The sequence below is a fragment of the Streptomyces sp. DT190 genome (assembly GCF_049846985.1).
Classification (GTDB): Bacteria; Actinomycetota; Actinomycetes; order Streptomycetales; family Streptomycetaceae; genus Streptomyces.
In genome coordinates, this window is the sequence record NZ_JBNCNM010000005.1 from 301,198 (window position 1) to 318,165 (window position 16,968).

13 protein-coding genes are annotated in these 16,968 nt (G+C 71.8%); 6 read left to right on the forward strand and 7 right to left on the reverse strand.

Features of this window, described 5'->3' with window-relative positions:
- Positions 1 to 90: 90 nt before the first annotated feature.
- The 3 genes from trhA to ACPXCS_RS12785 are packed head-to-tail and all read left to right on the forward strand — an operon-like array spanning position 91 to position 2,240.
- The gene (gene trhA / locus ACPXCS_RS12775) at positions 91 to 804 is read left to right on the forward strand and encodes a PAQR family membrane homeostasis protein TrhA (RefSeq protein ID WP_425946660.1); all 714 of its coding nucleotides are present in this window, start codon (positions 91 to 93) and stop codon (positions 802 to 804) included.
- Positions 805 to 851: 47 nt separating this feature from the next.
- Positions 852 to 1,475 carry a TetR/AcrR family transcriptional regulator gene (locus ACPXCS_RS12780; RefSeq protein WP_425946661.1) on the forward strand — a complete coding sequence of 208 codons (624 nt, stop codon included), beginning with the start codon at positions 852 to 854 and terminating at the stop codon, positions 1,473 to 1,475.
- A 33-nt stretch (positions 1,476 to 1,508) separates the two neighbouring features.
- Positions 1,509 to 2,240, forward strand: coding sequence for a Mut7-C RNAse domain-containing protein (locus ACPXCS_RS12785; protein WP_425946662.1), 732 nt, complete (start codon positions 1,509 to 1,511; stop codon positions 2,238 to 2,240).
- 76 nt (positions 2,241 to 2,316) lie between these two features.
- Here the strand turns inward: ACPXCS_RS12785 and ACPXCS_RS12790 are convergent, their stop codons facing one another.
- The 5 genes from ACPXCS_RS12790 to ACPXCS_RS12810 all read right to left on the reverse strand — a co-directional run bounded on the left by ACPXCS_RS12790 (position 2,317) and on the right by ACPXCS_RS12810 (position 11,024).
- Positions 2,317 to 4,722, reverse strand: coding sequence for a galactose oxidase-like domain-containing protein (locus ACPXCS_RS12790; protein WP_425946663.1), 2,406 nt, complete (start codon positions 4,720 to 4,722; stop codon positions 2,317 to 2,319).
- Positions 4,719 to 5,912 carry a glycosyltransferase gene (locus tag ACPXCS_RS12795; protein WP_425946664.1) on the reverse strand — a complete coding sequence of 398 codons (1,194 nt, stop codon included), beginning with the start codon at positions 5,910 to 5,912 and terminating at the stop codon, positions 4,719 to 4,721. Before ACPXCS_RS12795 ends, ACPXCS_RS12790 begins: the two co-directional genes overlap by 4 nt.
- Positions 5,909 to 7,558 carry an ArnT family glycosyltransferase gene (locus ACPXCS_RS12800; protein ID WP_425946665.1) on the reverse strand — a complete coding sequence of 550 codons (1,650 nt, stop codon included), beginning with the start codon at positions 7,556 to 7,558 and terminating at the stop codon, positions 5,909 to 5,911. Before ACPXCS_RS12800 ends, ACPXCS_RS12795 begins: the two co-directional genes overlap by 4 nt.
- Entirely contained in the window at positions 7,555 to 8,844 is a 1,290-nt protein-coding gene (locus tag ACPXCS_RS12805) for a glycosyltransferase (RefSeq protein WP_425946666.1), read from the reverse strand. Before ACPXCS_RS12805 ends, ACPXCS_RS12800 begins: the two co-directional genes overlap by 4 nt.
- A 146-nt stretch (positions 8,845 to 8,990) precedes the next feature.
- A complete protein-coding gene (locus tag ACPXCS_RS12810) occupies positions 8,991 to 11,024 on the reverse strand; it encodes a thioredoxin domain-containing protein (RefSeq protein WP_425946667.1) in 2,034 nt (677 codons plus the stop codon).
- A 246-nt stretch (positions 11,025 to 11,270) separates the two neighbouring features.
- Here ACPXCS_RS12810 and ACPXCS_RS12815 point away from each other — a divergent pair, with 246 nt between their 5' ends.
- Positions 11,271 to 14,468, forward strand: coding sequence for a tetratricopeptide repeat protein (locus tag ACPXCS_RS12815; protein ID WP_425946668.1), 3,198 nt, complete (start codon positions 11,271 to 11,273; stop codon positions 14,466 to 14,468).
- A 79-nt stretch (positions 14,469 to 14,547) separates the two neighbouring features.
- Here ACPXCS_RS12815 and ACPXCS_RS12820 read toward each other — a convergent pair whose 3' ends face one another.
- Positions 14,548 to 14,865 carry a hypothetical protein gene (locus ACPXCS_RS12820; RefSeq protein WP_425946669.1) on the reverse strand — a complete coding sequence of 106 codons (318 nt, stop codon included), beginning with the start codon at positions 14,863 to 14,865 and terminating at the stop codon, positions 14,548 to 14,550.
- On the reverse strand, positions 14,858 to 15,739 hold the full coding sequence (mca, locus tag ACPXCS_RS12825) for a mycothiol conjugate amidase Mca (RefSeq protein ID WP_425946670.1): 882 nt from the start codon (positions 15,737 to 15,739) through the stop codon (positions 14,858 to 14,860). Before mca ends, ACPXCS_RS12820 begins: the two co-directional genes overlap by 8 nt.
- A 147-nt stretch (positions 15,740 to 15,886) precedes the next feature.
- Between mca and ACPXCS_RS12830 the strand changes: the two genes are divergently transcribed.
- Together ACPXCS_RS12830 and greA are read left to right on the forward strand one after the other, a co-directional pair.
- Positions 15,887 to 16,285, forward strand: coding sequence for a DUF4307 domain-containing protein (locus ACPXCS_RS12830; protein ID WP_425946671.1), 399 nt, complete (start codon positions 15,887 to 15,889; stop codon positions 16,283 to 16,285).
- 179 nt (positions 16,286 to 16,464) lie between these two features.
- The gene (greA, locus tag ACPXCS_RS12835) at positions 16,465 to 16,962 is read left to right on the forward strand and encodes a transcription elongation factor GreA (protein WP_425946672.1); all 498 of its coding nucleotides are present in this window, start codon (positions 16,465 to 16,467) and stop codon (positions 16,960 to 16,962) included.
- Positions 16,963 to 16,968: the final 6 nt, after the last annotated feature.

The window sequence follows — 16,968 nt, forward strand, 5'->3', positions numbered from 1 at the left end:
GGTTCGGCCGGAGTGAGAGGAAGGCCACTCTTGGTCACCCAAGCAGGGCGACTGATACGTCACTTACGGTTGCGTAGCTACCATCGAGTCATGACTGCGTTCGTCCCCGACGCGCCCTCGGACTCGCCGGCCGGCGGCAGCGGTCCGCAGGCGCTTTCCCTGCCGCACCCCGTGAAGCCCAGGCTCCGCGGGTGGCTGCACCTCGGCATGTTCCCGGCCGCCCTCGTCGCGGGTCTGGTGCTGACCGCCCTCGCGGACACGTCCAGAGGACGGATCGCCTGCGGCATCTTCGCGCTGACGGCCTGCCTGCTGTTCGGCGTGAGCGCGCTCTACCACCGGGGCGACTGGAGCCCCCGCATGGACGGCGTGCTGCGCCGCCTGGACCACGCCAACATCTTCCTGATCATCGCGGGCACCTACACCCCGCTGGCCATGCTGCTCCTGCCCGGCGCCAAGGGTCAGTGGCTCTTGTGGGGCATCTGGGCCGCCGCGGCGGCCGGCATCCTCTTCCGCGTGTTCTGGGTCGGCGCCCCGCGCTGGCTGTACACGCCCTGCTACATCGCGATGGGCTGGGCTGCCGTCTTCTACCTGCCGGACTTCATGCGGGCCGGCGGCGTGGCCGTCCTCGTCCTGATCGTCGTCGGCGGTGTGCTCTACAGCGTGGGCGGTGTCATCTACGGGCTCAAGCGGCCGAACCCGTCACCGCGCTGGTTCGGCTTCCACGAGGTGTTCCACTCCTTCACCCTGGCCGCCTTCATCGCGCACTACGTGGGCATCTCCCTGGTGGCGTACCAGCACGGATAGGGCGCGTGAAGTGACAGCGGCTCGCGTCCGGGAGCTACTGTCACTTCATGGTCACTGTCACCACCCCCGCCGACCAGCCGCGGCCGGGCCTGCGGGAACGCAAGAAGATCAAGACCCGCCGGGCGATCCGCTCCGCGACCTACGCCCTGGTCGCGGAGCAGGGCTACGACGCCACCACGGTCGAGCAGATCGCCGAGCGCGCCGAGGTGTCCCCCTCGACCGTCTTCCGGTACTTCCCGACCAAGGAGGACATCGTCGTCACCGACGAATGGGGCCCGGTGATGGCGCAGGAGCTGCGGTCGCGGCCGCCCGGCGAGGCGTGGGCCGACACCCTCCGGCACGTGGTGCACACGGCCCTCGACCTGAGCCTCACCGAGGAGCCCGAGGTGACGCGGCTGCGGACCCGGCTCGGCGTCGAGGTCCCCGCCGTGCGCGCCCGCATGACGCAGAGCACGGCCGCGACCGGCCGGCTGCTGTGCGAGGTCCTCGCCGAGCGCTTCGGGCTCGACCCGGACGGGCTGGAGCTCCGGGTCTTCGCCATGTCCGTGCTGGGCGGTCTGCTGGAGGTCTCCCACTACTGGGCCGAGACCGGCCACCGCGACGACGTCCGGGACCTCGCCGACCGCGCCCTCAGCGTCCTGGAGCGGGGCCTGCCGGGCGGAAAAGCCTGAGGCCGGAGCCCTTCGCCGTGGCATCCTGACCGGGTGAACGGTCCCGAGATCCACGTCGAGTTCGCACCCGAGCTGCACGTCTTCGTCCCCCGGGCCCGCCGCGACGGCGCCGTACGGGCGGCCACCGACGGCGTCTCCAGCCTCGGCCACGTCATCGAGTCGCTGGGCGTGCCGCTCACCGAGGTGGGCGCACTGGTCGTGGGCGGCCGGGAGGTGCCGGTCTCGCACGTCCCGGTGGCCGGGGAGGCGGTGACGGTACGGACCGTCGCCCGCCCGCAGCAGGTGCCCGGGGCTCCCCTCCGCTTCCTCCTCGACGTCCACCTCGGCACACTGGCCCGCCGGCTGCGCCTGCTCGGCGTGGACACGGCGTACGAGTCCACCGACATCGGCGACCCCGCCCTCGCGGCGCGTTCGGCGGCCGAGCAGCGGGTCATGCTGAGCCGCGACCGGGGCCTGCTGCGGCGCCGGGAGCTGTGGGCCGGGGCGTTCGTCTACAGCACCCGCCCCGAGGAGCAGCTGCGGGACGTGCTGGACCGGTTCCGGCCCGAGCTGCGGCCCTGGACGCGCTGCACTGCCTGCAACGGACTGCTGCGCGAGGCGACCAAGGACGAGGTCGCCGACCAGCTCAAGCACGGCACGCACGCCACGTACGACGTGTTCGCGCAGTGCGGGGAGTGCGGGCGGGCGTACTGGAGGGGCGCGCATCACGAGCAGCTGGAGGCCATCGTGCGGGAGGCCGTCGCGCTGTGCTCCGAGCGCCGCTGAGGGCGCTCCCGGTGGGGAACTGCGGGACCGTCGTGGCCGGCCGCGCAGTTCCCCGCGCCCCTGGCGGGGCGCCTCCCTAGCGCCTGGTCGCGTCTCCCTTGCCGCAGGCGATTCCGTCCCTGTTCCTGTCCAGGCCCAGGGGGTCGTCCTTGCCGTTGACCTTGAGGCGGCCGTAGTCGTTGGTCTTGAGCCACTCGCAGCGGGCCGCCGTCGTCTTCTTCACCTCCGCCGGGAAGTCGGTCGGCACGCAGACGTTGATCGAGCCGTAGTGCCGGTCGCAGCCGGAGATCGTCGGGCTGACCTTCTGCGACGTGCGCTTCTTGCCCGGCTTCACCACCTTGCCCTCGGGCGCGTCCGCGAAGTCGTGGACGTGAGCCGAGGCGTCCGTCGCCTTGAGGGCCTGCGGGCCCTGGAGGTGCACCCACTTCGCCACCGACGGCACCCCGTTGGCGTCGACCGCGAAGAGCATGTACCAGCCGGGCGGCGCCAGGTTGGGGTTGCTCGTCACGTTCAGGTCGACGTTGCCGCCGTCGACCGACAGCGGCAGGTCCACGAACCGCTGGTTCGGGTCGGAGGAGTGCGTGACGGCGGCCGGGCGGATCAGCTCGGCCTTGGCGATGGGCCGGTCGACGGTGATCCGCTGGGTGTCGCCGTAGTTCCACTCGGTGTCGATGACCGACGTGATCTGCGGACGCGGGCCCTTGAACAGGTAGGGCGGGCTGTAGACCGACACGTCGTGGTTCCAGGAGCCGTTGCCCGGGTTGTCGCCCGTGGTCATCACCCGGCCGTCGGGCAGCAGGAACGCCGAGGAGTGGTAGCCGCGTGCCTCGGGGTCCACGGCCACCGGGTCGAAGGTCTCCGACGCGGGGTCGAAGATCGACGTCTCGTAGACCGGGTTGGCGCGGTTGTGCAGGGCGCCGCCCGTCTCCAGCACCTTGCCGTCGGGCAGGAGCACGGCGGAGACGTACATCTTGCCCTGGTCGCCGGTCTGCGGGACGGGCCCGTTGCCGAGGTCGACCGTGCCCTGCGGGATCGGCGGCCCGGCCACGTAGGAGGGGTTCGGCTGCTTGAGGTCGATGATGTCGGTCAGGCGGTTCGCCTCCGGGTTGGAGTCGATGTTGCCGCCGCCGAGGGTGAGGACCTTCTGGTCCTGCGCCGGGGGCAGCAGCACGCTGGCCGACTGGTCGCGCTCGTCCTTGCTCTGCAGGCCCGGGACCTGGGTGATGGTGTTGGCGCCGTAGTCGTAGATCGCCGAGCCGGTGCCGGGGATGTTGTTGCCGAAGACGTGGCTGCCCGAGTAGAAGAGCCGGCCGTCCTGCATGAGGATCATCGACGGGTACAGGCCCCAGTACGACCAGGTCTGGTTGACCTTCCACAGCGGCTGCCACTGCTGCTCGGCCTCGGAGAACAGCTCGGCGGCGACCGAACCGGTGGAGTCCTCGCGCAGACCGCCGAAGGAGATGACGTCACCGTTGCCGAGGATCGTGGCCGACGGGTACCAGTGGCCGTCGTTCATGTCGTTGGTCTTGGTGTAGGTCTCGGTCTCCGGGTCGAAGACGTACGAGTCCTTGTAGCCCTGGTAGCCGACCCGGCCGTCCGCCGTCGGGTAGCCCTTGTTGCCCGACATGACCAGCACGCGGCCGTCCTGGAGCTGGACGTGCCCGGCGCAGAACATGTCCTTCGGCGTGGGGACGATCTTGTAGGAGCCGTTCGCCGGGTCGTAGACGGCCGAGGTGAAGGTGCCCGCCTCGAACATCGACTCGTCGTTGCCGGAGCCCGCGATCAGCAGCACCTTGCCGTTGTGCAGGACGACGGAGTGCATGGAGCGGACCGGGTTCTGCGTGGGCAGCACGTCCCATCTGCCGTTCGCGCACTGCTCGGCCGTGCCCGTGCACTCCGGCGGCAGGACCGGGTCGGGGACCTGGTCCATGGTGTAGTCGTCGGTGGTGGCGGAGCCGGTGCCGTAGACCGAGACGCCCCAGGAGATGCGGTCGGTGCCCGCCGGGACCTCGGGGGTGCGGACCGTCGCCTCGGTCCAGTCGCCCGCCGGGTCCAGCGTCTTCAGGTCGGTCCAGTACTGCCAGCCGGCCGTGGTGTCGTGCCGGAAGAGGGTGATCGCTGCGTCGGGTGTCGTCGTCTTGTACCAGAGGCCGAGGTCGTACTGCTTGCCCGGCGTCACGACCGGCGCGCAGGCGGCGGACTCGGTGATCAGCGCCTTGCGGTCGCCGTCGACGCGGCGGGTCAGCTCGACCTTCATGGCCTTGGATCCGGAGTGCGCGTCGGCGGTGGTGGTGAAGGTGAAGTCGTTGTCGCCCCAGCCGGACTTCTCCCAGCAGTAGGGCATGTCGCCGGCTCCGGCGGTCTCGAAGCCGGGGTTCTTGATGAGGTTGGCGGCGGAGGCGGACTGGGGCGCGGTCAGCAGCAGGCCCGAGGTGAGGCCCGCCACGGACAGCAGTGCGGTCGTTCTGCGACGAAGGTTCACACGGCTCTCCTTGCGGTGCGGCCGCCGCGCACGGACTCCTCACGGGCCCGGCGCGGCAGGTAGACCAGCGCTTCGGTCGCCACGAAGCGCAGGACGAAGGTCGTCACCAGCGCGAGCGCGGTGGCGGACAGCACGCCCAGGTGCAGCTGGTGCACGAACAGGGCGATCAGCGGGATGCGCAAGCCCAGGTCGGCGTTGGCGAGCAGCGCGAACCGCCCGGCCCGGTCCCACCAGCGCCGGTGCCGGCGCCGCTCGCGGAACAGCAGGTGCTCGATGAGCACGAAGTTCCAGGCGACGCCCAGCTGGTTGGCGAGGATCTCCGCCGGCACGTAGTGCATGCCGGCGGCGGTCAGCGCCCACAGGCCGAGCAGGTTCGGCAGGAAGCCGGTCAGCCCGATCAGGCCGAAGCCGACCATCCGCGCGACCGGCGAGGCGGCCCGCAGCCCGGCCAGGTGGCGCAGGAAGCGCAGCCCCTCCTGCGCGGTGGACTTGGACTCCCCCGCGAAGCGGTCCTGGAAGACGAACGGCACCTCGGTGACCGTGCGCGGGCGGCTGCGGACGGCCAGTTCGAGGAGGATCTTGTAGCCGAGCGGCTGGAGGGCCTCGGCGGTGACCGCGCTGCGCCGGATCGCGAAGAAGCCGCTCATCGGGTCGCTGATGCCGTGCAGCCGGCGCGGGAAGAGCGCCTTGGCCAGCCAGGTCGCCCCGCGCGAGACGGCCACCCGGTAGCTGCCGGCGAGCCCGGCCCGGCTGCCGCCCTTGATGTACCGGGAGGCGACGACCAGCCCGGCGCCCGCGCGTTCGCCGGTCGCGACCAGGTCGGGCACCAGGGACGGCGGGTGCTGGCAGTCGCCGTCCATGACGACGATCCAGTCGGAGGTGGCCGCCTTCAGCCCCTCGACGACCGCTCCGCCGAGGCCGCCGACCGGCTCCTCGCGGTGCAGCACGGTCACCGGGAAGGGGCAGTCCTGCGCCGCCGCCTCGATGACCTGGGGCGTGTCGTCGGTGGAGTCGTCGACGAAGAGGACCTCGCAGGGCAGCCGGGCCGGCACGGCCTCGGTGATCTGGCGCAGCAACTGCCGTACGTTCGCCGACTCGTTGAACGTCGGGACGACGATGGTGACGGCGCCCGGTTCGGGGATCTCGGCGGTCTCGACCACCTCGCCGGGGACGGTGTACTCCTGGCTCATCGCACGCCTCCGGCGGTGGTCTGGATCTGGCGGATCTCGATGCGGTCGGGCCCGGTGCCGAAGGTGGCGACCGGTTCCGAGTGCTCCATGGCGGCCTTGACGTTGGGCAGGTCGGCCGCGTCACGCCGTACGGTCGGCGAGGCGACGACGTAGTCCAGGTCCTTCCAGCCGCGCGGCATCGTCTTCGTCACCGCCGGGTCCAGGTCGGCCTTGTAGAACCAGATGACGCCCAGCCCGGGCCGGTAGCCCTGGTGCACCAGGTCGAGCCAGAGGGCGTCGTCCACCAGCACCCGGGTGCGCTCCGGGTCCTCGACCTCGGTGGCCAGCCACTTCGAGGCGGCCTTGTAGGGGGCGTTGGCGTCGGTGGTGACGGCCGTGCGGGCGCCGTCGTACCAGTGCGGGACGACGTACGCGCCCGCGGCCAGGGCGAGGACCCCGGCGAGGGTGTACCGGCCCGCGCCGACGTAACGGTTCTCCGCCTCGGAGCGCCGGCGGCGCAGCACCGCGTGGGCGACGGAGGCGGTGCCCCCGGCGAGGACCAGCGCGAGGAACGGCAGGGCCTGGATGACGTACATCGCGGGCAGGTAGCCGTTCGGGCGCAGCGCAAGGGCGGCGAAGATCGCGACGGCCAGGGCGGGTCCGGCCAGGGCCCGGGCGGTGACCGACCAGCGCCAGGTGACCAGCAGCAGCAGGGCGCCGGCGAGGCCGCCGAGGGGCAGGATCTTGTCGTAGTACAGCCACGACTGGAGGACACCCCAGGAGCCGGAGCCCTGGTCCAGGATGAAACCGGAACCGGGTCTGGTCATCTGGTACGTGACGCCGTCCCAGAGGGAGACGTGCCCGCTGCCCGGCAGCAGCTCGCCCTTGAGCAGGGCGAACAGGGGGTAGGAGAAGCCGATCAGGGCGCAGGCCGTCACCGCGCCGGTGAGGGCGAACTTGCGGGTGTCGCGGTGGCTGTGGCGCCACATGGTGAGGAACAGGGCGGGCAGGACGACGAGCATCGTCTCCTTGGTGAGGACGGCCGTGGCGGCCGCGATGCCCGCACCGAAGTGGTGCCACAGGTGGCGGCTCGGGGAGGCGGCCAGCGTGAAGGCCAGCAGCGTCCACATCACCGCGAGGTTGTCGAGGAAGATCTCCCGCTGCAGGACGATCGACAGCGGCGAGAGGCCGAAGAGCACCATGCCGAGCGCGGCCGCCCAGCGGGGCAGCGCCAGGCGCCGGCCCAGCACGTAGACCAGGACCGCGCTGATGCCGCTGATCACCAGCATCGCGGCGCGCATGGTGCCCACCGTCATCGACTCGGGGCTGATCAGCGCGGGGATCCAGGTCAGCACGGCGATCTGGATCCAGCCCAGTGGCGGGTGGTCGTACCAGTAGGTGTAGTGGGCCAGGCCGTTGCCCTGCTGCACCGACCAGGCCTGGGCGAGGTAGGTGCCCTCGTCGTCGCTGAGGGCCGGGTAGTCGGCGATGTTCCAGCCCTGCACGACGAGGATCGCCAGGAGCAGGACACCGCACAGGAGCAGGTCGGGGCGCGAGGAGCGCAGCCGGCGCGGCGGCTGCGGACGCCGGTGCGTACCGGTGCCGGGCACGGGTGTGCGCTGCGCGGGGACCTTCGGGGCGGTCACCGCGGGAAGGGTGGAGGTCACGCGGGAACGTCCTCTCGGGTCACGGGAGCGTTCTGCCGGTGCACGGCCGTCTCGCCGAGATGCGCGCCGACGTGGGTCGTCAGCTCCCAGTCGTTGCGGCCGCGCTGCTCGCGCCAGACGGCGCGCACGGCCGCCCCGGCGAGCAGGACCTGGTAGAAGGGGCCGCCCACGATCAGCTTCAGGTAGTGCACCGCCCGCACGCGCAGCCCGTACTGCTTGCCGAAGTCGTGCAGTCCGACGACCTCGAAGACGAAGGTGACCAGGGCCGTGACGGCCGGCAGGAAGGTGATGAAGGCGATGCCCACGGGCACGTCGAGGAAGAGCGCGATCGCCACGTTGAGCGGGATGATCAGGCCGGTGAAGGCCTGCATGAACGGTGTCATCAGGGTGTAGCGGGCGAGCAGCCGCTGCCCGAGGGTGGGCAGTTGCTTCCAGTCCTTCTTCCGGTAGACCTGGAGGAAGCCCTGGTTCCAGCGGGTGCGCTGCTTCAGCAGGGACATCAGCGAGCCCGGGGTCTCCTCCCGGGTCACCATGTCGGAGTCGTAGGCGACGACCACCTTCTTGCCGACGCTGGACAGGCGCACGCCCAGGTCGCAGTCCTCGGCGAGGCAGTTCGGGTCCCAGCCGCCGGCTTCCCTGAGCACGCCGGTGCGGACGAAGACCGTGTTGCCGCCAAGCGGAATGAAACCTTTCTGCGCATGCAGGTGGAGCCGCGAGCGGAACCAGAAGAAGTACTCCAGGCAGTTGCGCAGGCTGTACCAGCTGGAGTGGAAGTTGATCAGCTGCACCCCGCCCTGGACGACGTCGGCGCCGGTGGTGCGGAAGGCGTGGTCGACGTGTGCGAGGAGCGCGGGGTGGACCTGGTCCTCCGCGTCGAACACGCCGACGACGTCGCCGCGGCAGTGCGGCAGCGCCGTGTTCATGGCCTTCGGCTTGTTCTTCTTCTCGTGCGTGTCGACGACGACGCGGACCCGGGGATCACGCGCGGCGGCCTGCTCGGCCACGGCGGTGGTCTCCGGGTCGTCGTGCCCGACGATCACGATGATCTCGAAGTCGGTGTGGCTGGACTCCAGCAGCCGCTGGATCGTGTGGTCCAGCACCGCCTGTTCGTGCCGGGCGGGCAGCAGCAGCGAGAAGGAGACGTGCTCGTCCCCGTCCGGGCTGCTGAACCGGGTGGACGCGAGCACTTCCGGCGTACGCCAGGCGTGCATCTGCCACCACAGGGTGAACGCCGCCATCCAGAACAGGGCCAGTGAAATGGCAGCGATGAAGACAGACGTCAGCAAACAGATCCCCCCAGATCCTCAAGCCCCCGGTCGTGACGGTGTGCCGGTGCGGCCCCTTCCGTCACGTCACTGTGCAGAGATTAGGGGGGAACTGTGAAGCCTGGGGGCTGTTCAGATAAAGAGCGTGTTTCCGTTGATTCCCGACTTCAGTCGCTCAGCACCGCACGCAACCGTTCAACCTCCGTTGTCGGTGCGTCACATGTGAAGTTACGGCAGACATAGGCCGCCGGTTCACCGCCGACCAGCGGACGGTCGCCGAGCAGGGGGAACTCGTCGCTCTCCGGGGCCCCGACGGCGACGACGGCGCCCGGCGCGGTGCCCAGCAGCGCCGTGCGGTGCAGGGCCCTGGTGGACCGGTCGTCGAGCGACGGCCCCACGACCGCGACCTCGCGCGGACCGTCCAGCACGGCCTCGGCGACGGCCAGCCCCCAGCCGATGAAGCGGGGCACGCGCGGCCCGAGCGCCTTGACGACACCGAGAGCCTGCTCGGCGGCCGTACGGTGCGGCGCGGATCCGGTGTGCGCGGCGTAGCCGAGCAGGGCACCGGCCGCCGCGGTCCAGCCGGACGGGGCGGCGTTGTCGGTCGGGTCCTGCGGGCGGCGGATGAGCCGCTCGGCGTCCGAGGCGGTGTCGAACATCGCACCCGACTCGGAGTCGGTGAACCGGGCCAGGACGTGGTCGAGCAGGAACCCGGCGAACTCCAGCCAGACGCCCTCCCCGGTGACGGACGCCAGCGCGAGGAAGCCCTCCGCCACGTCGGCGTAGTCCTCCAGGACACCGGCGTTGGCGCCCGCGTGGCCGTCCTTGCTGGTGCGGGTCAGACGGGCCTGCTCGTCCAGATGCAGCCGGACCAGGAGGTCGGCCGCCGCCTGGGCGGCCTCGACGAGGTCGGGCCGGTCGAAGTAGGCGCCCGTCTCGGCCAGCGCCGCGATCGCGAGGCCGTTCCAGGCGGCGACGACCTTGTCGTCCCGGCCGGGAACGGGCCGCTGCGAGCGCGCCGCCAGCAGGCGCTCCCGGATCGAGCCGATCTTCTCCGCGTCGAACAGGCCGTCCTGCACGGGCAGTTGGAGAACGGACCGGCCGTGCTCGAAGGTGCCCTCCTCGGTCACGCCGAAGTACTGGGCGGCGAGTTCGGCGTCCTGCTCCCCGAGCACCTCCCGCAGCTGCGCGGGCGTCCACACGTAGTAGGCGCCCTCGACGTGCCTCCCGGTGCCGTCGTCGCTGTCGGCGTCCAGCGCGGAGGCGAACCCGCCTTCGTCCGTGCGCAGTTCGCGCACCATGAAGTCGGCGGTCTCCAGGGCCACCCGGCGGGCGAGCTCCGAGCCGGTGGCCCGCCAGAGGTGCGCGTAGACCCGGCACAGCAGGGCGTTGTCGTACAGCATCTTCTCGAAGTGCGGCACGACCCAGTCGCGGTCCACGGAGTAGCGGGCGAAGCCGCCGCCGAGCTGGTCGTAGATGCCGCCGCGCGCCATGCGCTCGCAGGTGTCCTGCGCCATCTGCAGGGCGCCCTCGGCACCGGTGCGGGCGTGGTGGCGCAGCAGGAACTCCAGCACCATCGACGGCGGGAACTTCGGTGCCCCGCCGAACCCGCCGCGCTGCGGGTCGTACTCGCGGGTCAGCGCGAGCAGGGCCTGCGCGATCTCCTGCTCGCCGGGGGTCTGCGCGTCGCCGTAGGAGATCTCCCGGCCGGCCAGGTCGCGGACGATCTTCCCGGCGACCTCGGTGACCTCGTCCCGCCGCTCCTCCCACGCCTGCCGCACACCCTGGAGGACCTGGCGGAAGGAGGGCATGCCCTGCCGGGGCGCGGGCGGGAAGTAGGTGCCGAAGTAGAACGGCTCGGCGTCGGGGGTGAGGAACACGGTCATGGGCCAGCCGCCGTGCCCGGTCGCCGCCTGCACGGCCTCCATGTACACCGCGTCGACGTCCGGCCGCTCCTCGCGGTCGACCTTCACGCTGACGTAGTGCGCGTTGAGGTACTCGGCGGTCTCCCGGTCCTCGAAGGACTCGTGGGCCATCACGTGACACCAGTGACAGCTGCTGTAGCCGATGCTGAGCAGCACGGGCACGTTCCGCTTGCGGGCCTCCTCGAAGGCCTCGGCCGACCAGGGCCACCAGTCGACGGGGTTGTCGGCGTGCTGAAGGAGGTAGGGGGACGTCTCGTGCGCCAGTCGGTTCGGCATGGTTCCCATCCTGCCGCAGTACCCCGCCCCGCACGCGTCAGGCGTCGCACGGGCGCCGCGCCCGCCGCACGTCCGCCGGGCGCGCCCCACCCCGACGGGCCCGGCTCTTCACACCATCGGGCCGGGCACGCCCCCTCGCCCCGGTGCGCCGTCCGCCGCACACTTGACCGAGGAAACGACCGAGACAGCGCGCGGGGACGGCCGGGCACGGCCGGGACCGCCGTCGCCGCCGGAGGGGGACGTGACATGCGGGACGGTCATCGGGCGGAGGCCGAGCGGCTGTTGACGCGGGCCGTGGAGGAGGAGGTGCGCCGCTCGGGCGGGCGCAGCGACGGGAAGGTGCTGCTCGCGCGGGCGCGCGGCTCGCTCGACGCGATGGCGCAGAGCACGGCCGAGGAGTACGAGGCCTACACCCGCGCCCTGGACGAGGCGGCGGCCGGGCGGCTGACCTTCGGCCAGCGCTACGCCCGGGAGGGCGCCGGGACGCCGTTGCTGGTGGCCGGGGTCGCCGCGGTCGCGGCCGTCGTCGCCGACATGGCCCTCGGCACCGGCACCGGCACGGCCCTGGGCGCGGGTGCGACGGTCGGGGTGGTGGGCGCCGCCGCCACGGTCGTGAAGGTGGCCGGCTCGCACCTGCCGGCCGCGCACCACCGCGCCGGGGCCGCGAGCCAGCCCGGTGGGGCCGAACAGCTGCGGCTGCAGTGGCTGACGGCACTGGAGGTGCGGGGCATCCGCCCCTTCCTCGACCAGCAGCGCGTCCTGGCCGCCTCCACGGGCCCGAAGAAGACCGGACCGCGCCTGCGGGGCGCCGACAAGAGCGCGGCGGCGCGCGGACGCAACGTGCTGGAGCAGTCCTTCGCCCAGCTCCCGCAACCCGTGCAGCCGTTCGCGGGGCGCCGCCAGGAGCTGGCGCAGATCCGGCAGTGGGTCCAGGCCGCCCGCGCGAGCACGGAGACCCGGCCCACGGTGGTCGTCCTGCACGGCACGCCCGGCAGCGGCCGCACGGCCCTCGCGGTGCACGCCACGCACGATCTGCGGGACCACTTCCGCGGCGCCTGCGTCGTCGACCTGCGCGCCGACAGCCCGGGCGAGTCCCCGCTGTCCGCCCGCGACGCCCTGCTGCACCTGCTCAACCGGCTGGGCGCGCCCCGCGAGCAACTGCTGTTCCGCGAGCGCTCCTCCCCCGACCAGCAGGTCAAGCGGCTGAGCGAGCTGTACCACCAGCATCTGACCGGCCTGCCGGTCACGGTCGTCCTCGACGACGCCTCGGACGCCGAGCAGATCCGCCCCCTGATCCCGGAGCGGTCCGACAGCCTGGTGCTGGTCACCGCCCGCGGCCCGCTGGAGCCGGCCGGACTGGCCGCGCGGGTGCACCAGCTCGCGGTGGAGCCGCTGGACGCGGCCGGGGCGGAGGAGCTGCTGGGCGCGACGGCGCAGGACCGCTCCGGTCCGTACGACGCCGAGTCGGCCGACCGGGTCCGCGGGCTGTGCGGCGGGCTGCCGCTGGCACTGCGCATCGCCGGGTCGTGCCTCGGCCCGCGCTCGCCGCGCGCCCTGGCCACCGACCTGGGCGCGTACGGCCCGGTCGAGCCGGTGGAGCGCGCCCTGTGGCTGCGCTACACCGACCAGCCGGAGACCGTACGGCGGCTGCTGCGCCGGCTGGCGCTGGCCGGCCGGGCCTCGCTCGGCGCCGCGGCCGCGGCCGCCCTGCTGGCCACGGACGAGGCGGAGGCCAAGCGCCATCTGCAGGCCCTGACCCGCGCCGGTCTCATCGACCACGTCCGCGGCGACCGCTACCGCCTGCACGACCTGGTCCGCTCCTTCGCGCAGGCCCGCCTCCTCGACGAGGAGGACCCGGCGGAGCGCACGGCGGCGCAGGAACGGCTGATCGTGAACTACGCCGAGCTGGCCGACTCGGTGCTGCGCATGGTCGACGGCAACATGTCGACGCGCACCAACCGCTTCAGCCCCTACGGCTTCACCTCCCTCGACGAGGCGCTGCGCTGGCTGGACGACGAGTCGAGCTTCATCACGGCCGCCCTGCGGCACGCCGAGGGCGTGAACCAGGCGGCGGTGCTGAACCTGCTGGGCGCCCTGTGCGACTACTGCCTGCTGCGCGGCGACCTGTACCGCCTGGGCGAGATCAGCGAACTCGCCCAGGCCGTGGACGAGGGCCTGCTGGTCCGCTCGGTGCAGTGGCGCACCGGCATCGCCGCCCGGCAGCTGGGCGAACTGGACAAGGCCCGCACGACCCTCGCCTCGGTCGTCGACCTCTACCGGGAGGCCCATCACGACGCCGGGGCCGCCCGCGCCCTGTGCTCCCTCGGCATCACCCTGCACCACCAGGGCAACCTGACCGAGGCGTCGGCGAAGCTCCGCGAGGCCCTCGCGCTGCAGTCCTCCCCGGAGCTGGCGACGGACCGGGCGTGGACGATGCACGCCCTGGCGGCCGTGGAGCGGGACCGGGCCCGGCTCGGCGAGGCACTGCGGCTGCTGACCGAGTCCCTGGTCCTGCACCGCGCGGGCGAGTCCGTGCACGGCCAGGCCTGGGCGCACTTCCAGCTCGGCCAGCTGGCCCTGCGCATGGGGGACGTCCCGCGTGCCGAGTCCGAGCTGCGCGCCGCCCTGGAGCTGTACGGCCGCACCCGCGACGCCCGCGGCGAGGCCTGGGCGCTGACCCAGCTGGCCCGGGCCCTGCTGGTGGCCGGGGAGGCCTCGCCGGCCGTGGAGGAGCTGCGCGGCGCGGCGGCCCGGCACCGCGACAACGAGGACGCGCGCGGCGAGGCCTGGACCCTCTACTACCTGGGCCAGGCCCTGGAGGAGACGGGCGACCTGGACCAGGCGGTCCGCGAACTGGAACGGGCCCGCACGATGTTCTCCCGCATGCGGGACGTCTACGGCCTGGCCTGCGCCCGCCACCACTCGGCCCGGGTCACCCGCGACCAGCGCGCGGCCCAGACGGGCTCCCTGCGCAACTCCGGCTTCGCCCGCCAGCTGCTGGTCGACGCCCGCGCCGACTTCCAGCGCATCGGCCTCGCCCACGGCGAGGCGTGGACCTGTCTGGAACTGGCTGTCGTGGACGCGGGCAACGCCCGCACCCCGCAGGCCCTGGCCCTGTGCGACGAGGCGGTGGACCTCTTCACGTCCTACGGCGACCGCCGGGGCGAGGACTGGGCCCGCTTCCTGCGCTGCACCCTCCTGCCCTACGCGGCGCCCGGCGGCGTGGAGGTCGGCACGGCGGTGGCCCAGCAGGAACTCGCCGAGCTGTCCCGCGCCACCCACCCCCTGCGCGACGAGAAGCTCGACGACTACGCCGGCGCCTGGGAGCTGCTCCTGGAGCGGGGCGTCAGCCTGGAGTCGGGCTGGCAGGCCTGGGGACTGGGGATGACCCCCAGCAGGCATGCGCGGGAGGTGATGGGCGTCCCGGTGGAGACCACGGGGTAGCCCCGGTCCGGGGACGCCAGGACACCCGTCGGTGGCGTGGACCACCGACGGGTGGGTGCCGCCCCTCGGGGCGGGGGCGTCAGCCCTGCTTCTTCGCCTGCCCGGAAGGGGCGGAGGAGGCGGACGGGCCGGAGGAGGCCCCGGCGTCCTCGGCCGTCGTCCCGGCGTCCGTGCCGCCCTGCTCGCCGTCGTCGGCCCGCGGGTCCGGGACCTGCGTGAAGTCGACCCTGCTCATGTGCTTGTTCATCGACTTCATCAGGGCCCACACCGCCGCCGCCATCACCGCGAAGACGATGAAGCCGAGGACGCCGGGGGTGACCTTGTCCTCGTCGACCTCCTTGGCGAAGGAGACGAGGTGCGTCATTGCCAGGCTTGCGCTTGCGCTCATGTCAGGCATTGTCGCGGATGCCCGCAAAGAGGTCGTCCTCGGGGAGGGAGGTATCGACGAGGGACTTCGCCAGCTCGTACTCCTCCGTCGGCCACACCTCCTTCTGGATCTCCATCGGCACCTTGAACCAGCCGCCGTCGGGGTCGATCTGCGTGGCGTGCGCGATCAGGGCCTTGTCGCGGATCTCGAAGAAGTCGGCGCACGGGATGTGCGTGGTCAGCGTGCGCTGCTTCATCCCGAACTCCTCCCAGCGCTTGAGCCAGTCCCCGTAGGGGGACTCCAGGCCGCGGTCGAGCATCGCCTGGTGCAGGGCCTCGGTGCGCGGGCGGTTGAAACCCTGGTTGTAGTAGAGCTTCTGCGGCTGGTACGCGGGGCCGTACTCGGCCTCCGGGTACTTCTCGGTGTCCGCCGCCCCCTCGAACGCCACCATCGAGATCTTGTGGGTCATGATGTGGTCGGGGTGCGGGTAGCCGCCGTTCTCGTCGTAGGTGGTGATCACCTGCGGACGGAAGGAGCGGATCTTGCGCACCAGCTCACCGGCGGCGTGATCGACGTCCTCCAGGGCGAAGCAGCCCTCCGGCAGCGGCGGCAGCGGGTCGCCCTCGGGCAGGCCCGAGTCGACGAAGCCGAGCCACTCCTGCTTGACGCCGAGGATCTCCCGGGCCTCGTCCATCTCCTTCTTGCGTACCTCGTGGATGTGCTCCTCGATGTACGTGTCGCCCTGCAGCTTCGGATTGAGGATGGAGCCGCGCTCCCCGCCCGTGCAGGTCACGACCAGCACGTCCACCCCCTCGGACACGTACTTCGCCATGGTCGCCGCGCCCTTGCTCGACTCGTCGTCGGGGTGTGCGTGAACGGCCATCAGTCGCAACTGGTCAGTCAAGACTCAATCCTCAGTAAGTCGGCGCCCTGTGTGCGTCGGCGCAATCAGCGGCTTCTATAGTGACCGAATCGGGGGGCGAATAATTCCGGGACCGGGTCCCGGGGCCCCTTTCGGGACGTTCGTCCCGGCCCTGTCTGGAGGACGATCATGACGACGGCGAGCACGCGACCGCCCGAGGGCCGTTACGGCCGCTCCTCGGACGAGCGCGCCGACCGCAAGCTCAAGGTCGTCGGTGCCGTCCTCGCGGTGCTGCTGCTGGGTGTCGTCGGCTGGTTCGGCTACCACTACGTCGCGCAGAACGAGATCAGCGCCGAGGTGATCAGCTTCGAGCCGGGCAAGGAGTCCGTGCAGGTGCACCTGGAGGTCCGCAAGGACGCCGGCACCGACGGCTACTGCACCGTGCGCTCACAGGCCGAGAACGGGGCCGAGGTGGGCCGGGCCGACTTCCGCTTCGACGGGGACGACACGCGCATCGACAAGGTCGTCACGCTCCGTACGACCTCCCCGGGGACCACCGCCCAGCTGCTGGGCTGCCACGCCGACTGACGGCCGCCGCGCATCACCTGCAATACGTACACCCTGAGCTGGGTTGACGTGATTCTGGTGGCTTATGTCCTCCCCCTTGGGCCCCTCAATTGTTAGGCTCGTGGTTTCGCCCTTCCGTGAAGGAACATTCTTCTGGGTAGGGCGATGCTTTGTCTTCCCAGTACCTACGAGGAGCACCTGTGACCCAGACCAGCGAGAACGTCACCTGGCTGACCCAGGAGGCGTACAACAAGCTCAAGGCTGAGCTTGAGTACCTTACTGGTCCCGCGCGTGCGGAGATCTCCGCGAAGATCGCCGCTGCGCGCGAGGAGGGCGACCTGCGTGAGAACGGCGGGTACCACGCGGCCAAGGAGGAGCAGGGCAAGCAGGAACTGCGCGTGCGCCAGCTCACCCAGCTCCTCGAGAGCGCCAAGGTCGGCGAGGCGCCCGCGGCGGACGGCGTCGTGGCGCCCGGCATGGTCGTCACGATCGCGTTCGACGGCGACGAGGACGACACGCTGACGTTCCTGCTCGCCTCGCGCGAGTACGCGAGCTCCGACATCGAGACCTACTCGCCGCAGTCCCCGCTGGGCACCGGCGTGATCGGCCACAAGGTCGGCGAGGACGCGCAGTACGAGCTGCCGAACGGCAAGAAGGCCTCGGTGAAGATCCTCAAGGCCGAGCCGTACGAGGGCTGAGCCGCC

Bases quoted from the DNA above. Each gene is read 5' to 3' on its own strand.
- ACPXCS_RS12810 (WP_425946667.1), bottom strand. From the start codon at position 11,024: ATGCCGAACCGACTGGCGCACGAGACGTCCCCCTACCTCCTTCAGCAC.
- trhA (WP_425946660.1), top strand. From the start codon at position 91: ATGACTGCGTTCGTCCCCGACGCGCCCTCGGACTCGCCGGCCGGCGGC.
- ACPXCS_RS12830 (WP_425946671.1), top strand. From the start codon at position 15,887: ATGACGACGGCGAGCACGCGACCGCCCGAGGGCCGTTACGGCCGCTCC.
- ACPXCS_RS12780 (WP_425946661.1), top strand. From the start codon at position 852: ATGGTCACTGTCACCACCCCCGCCGACCAGCCGCGGCCGGGCCTGCGG.
- ACPXCS_RS12820 (WP_425946669.1), bottom strand. From the start codon at position 14,865: ATGCCTGACATGAGCGCAAGCGCAAGCCTGGCAATGACGCACCTCGTC.
- ACPXCS_RS12815 (WP_425946668.1), top strand. From the start codon at position 11,271: ATGCGGGACGGTCATCGGGCGGAGGCCGAGCGGCTGTTGACGCGGGCC.
- ACPXCS_RS12795 (WP_425946664.1), bottom strand. From the start codon at position 5,912: ATGAGCCAGGAGTACACCGTCCCCGGCGAGGTGGTCGAGACCGCCGAG.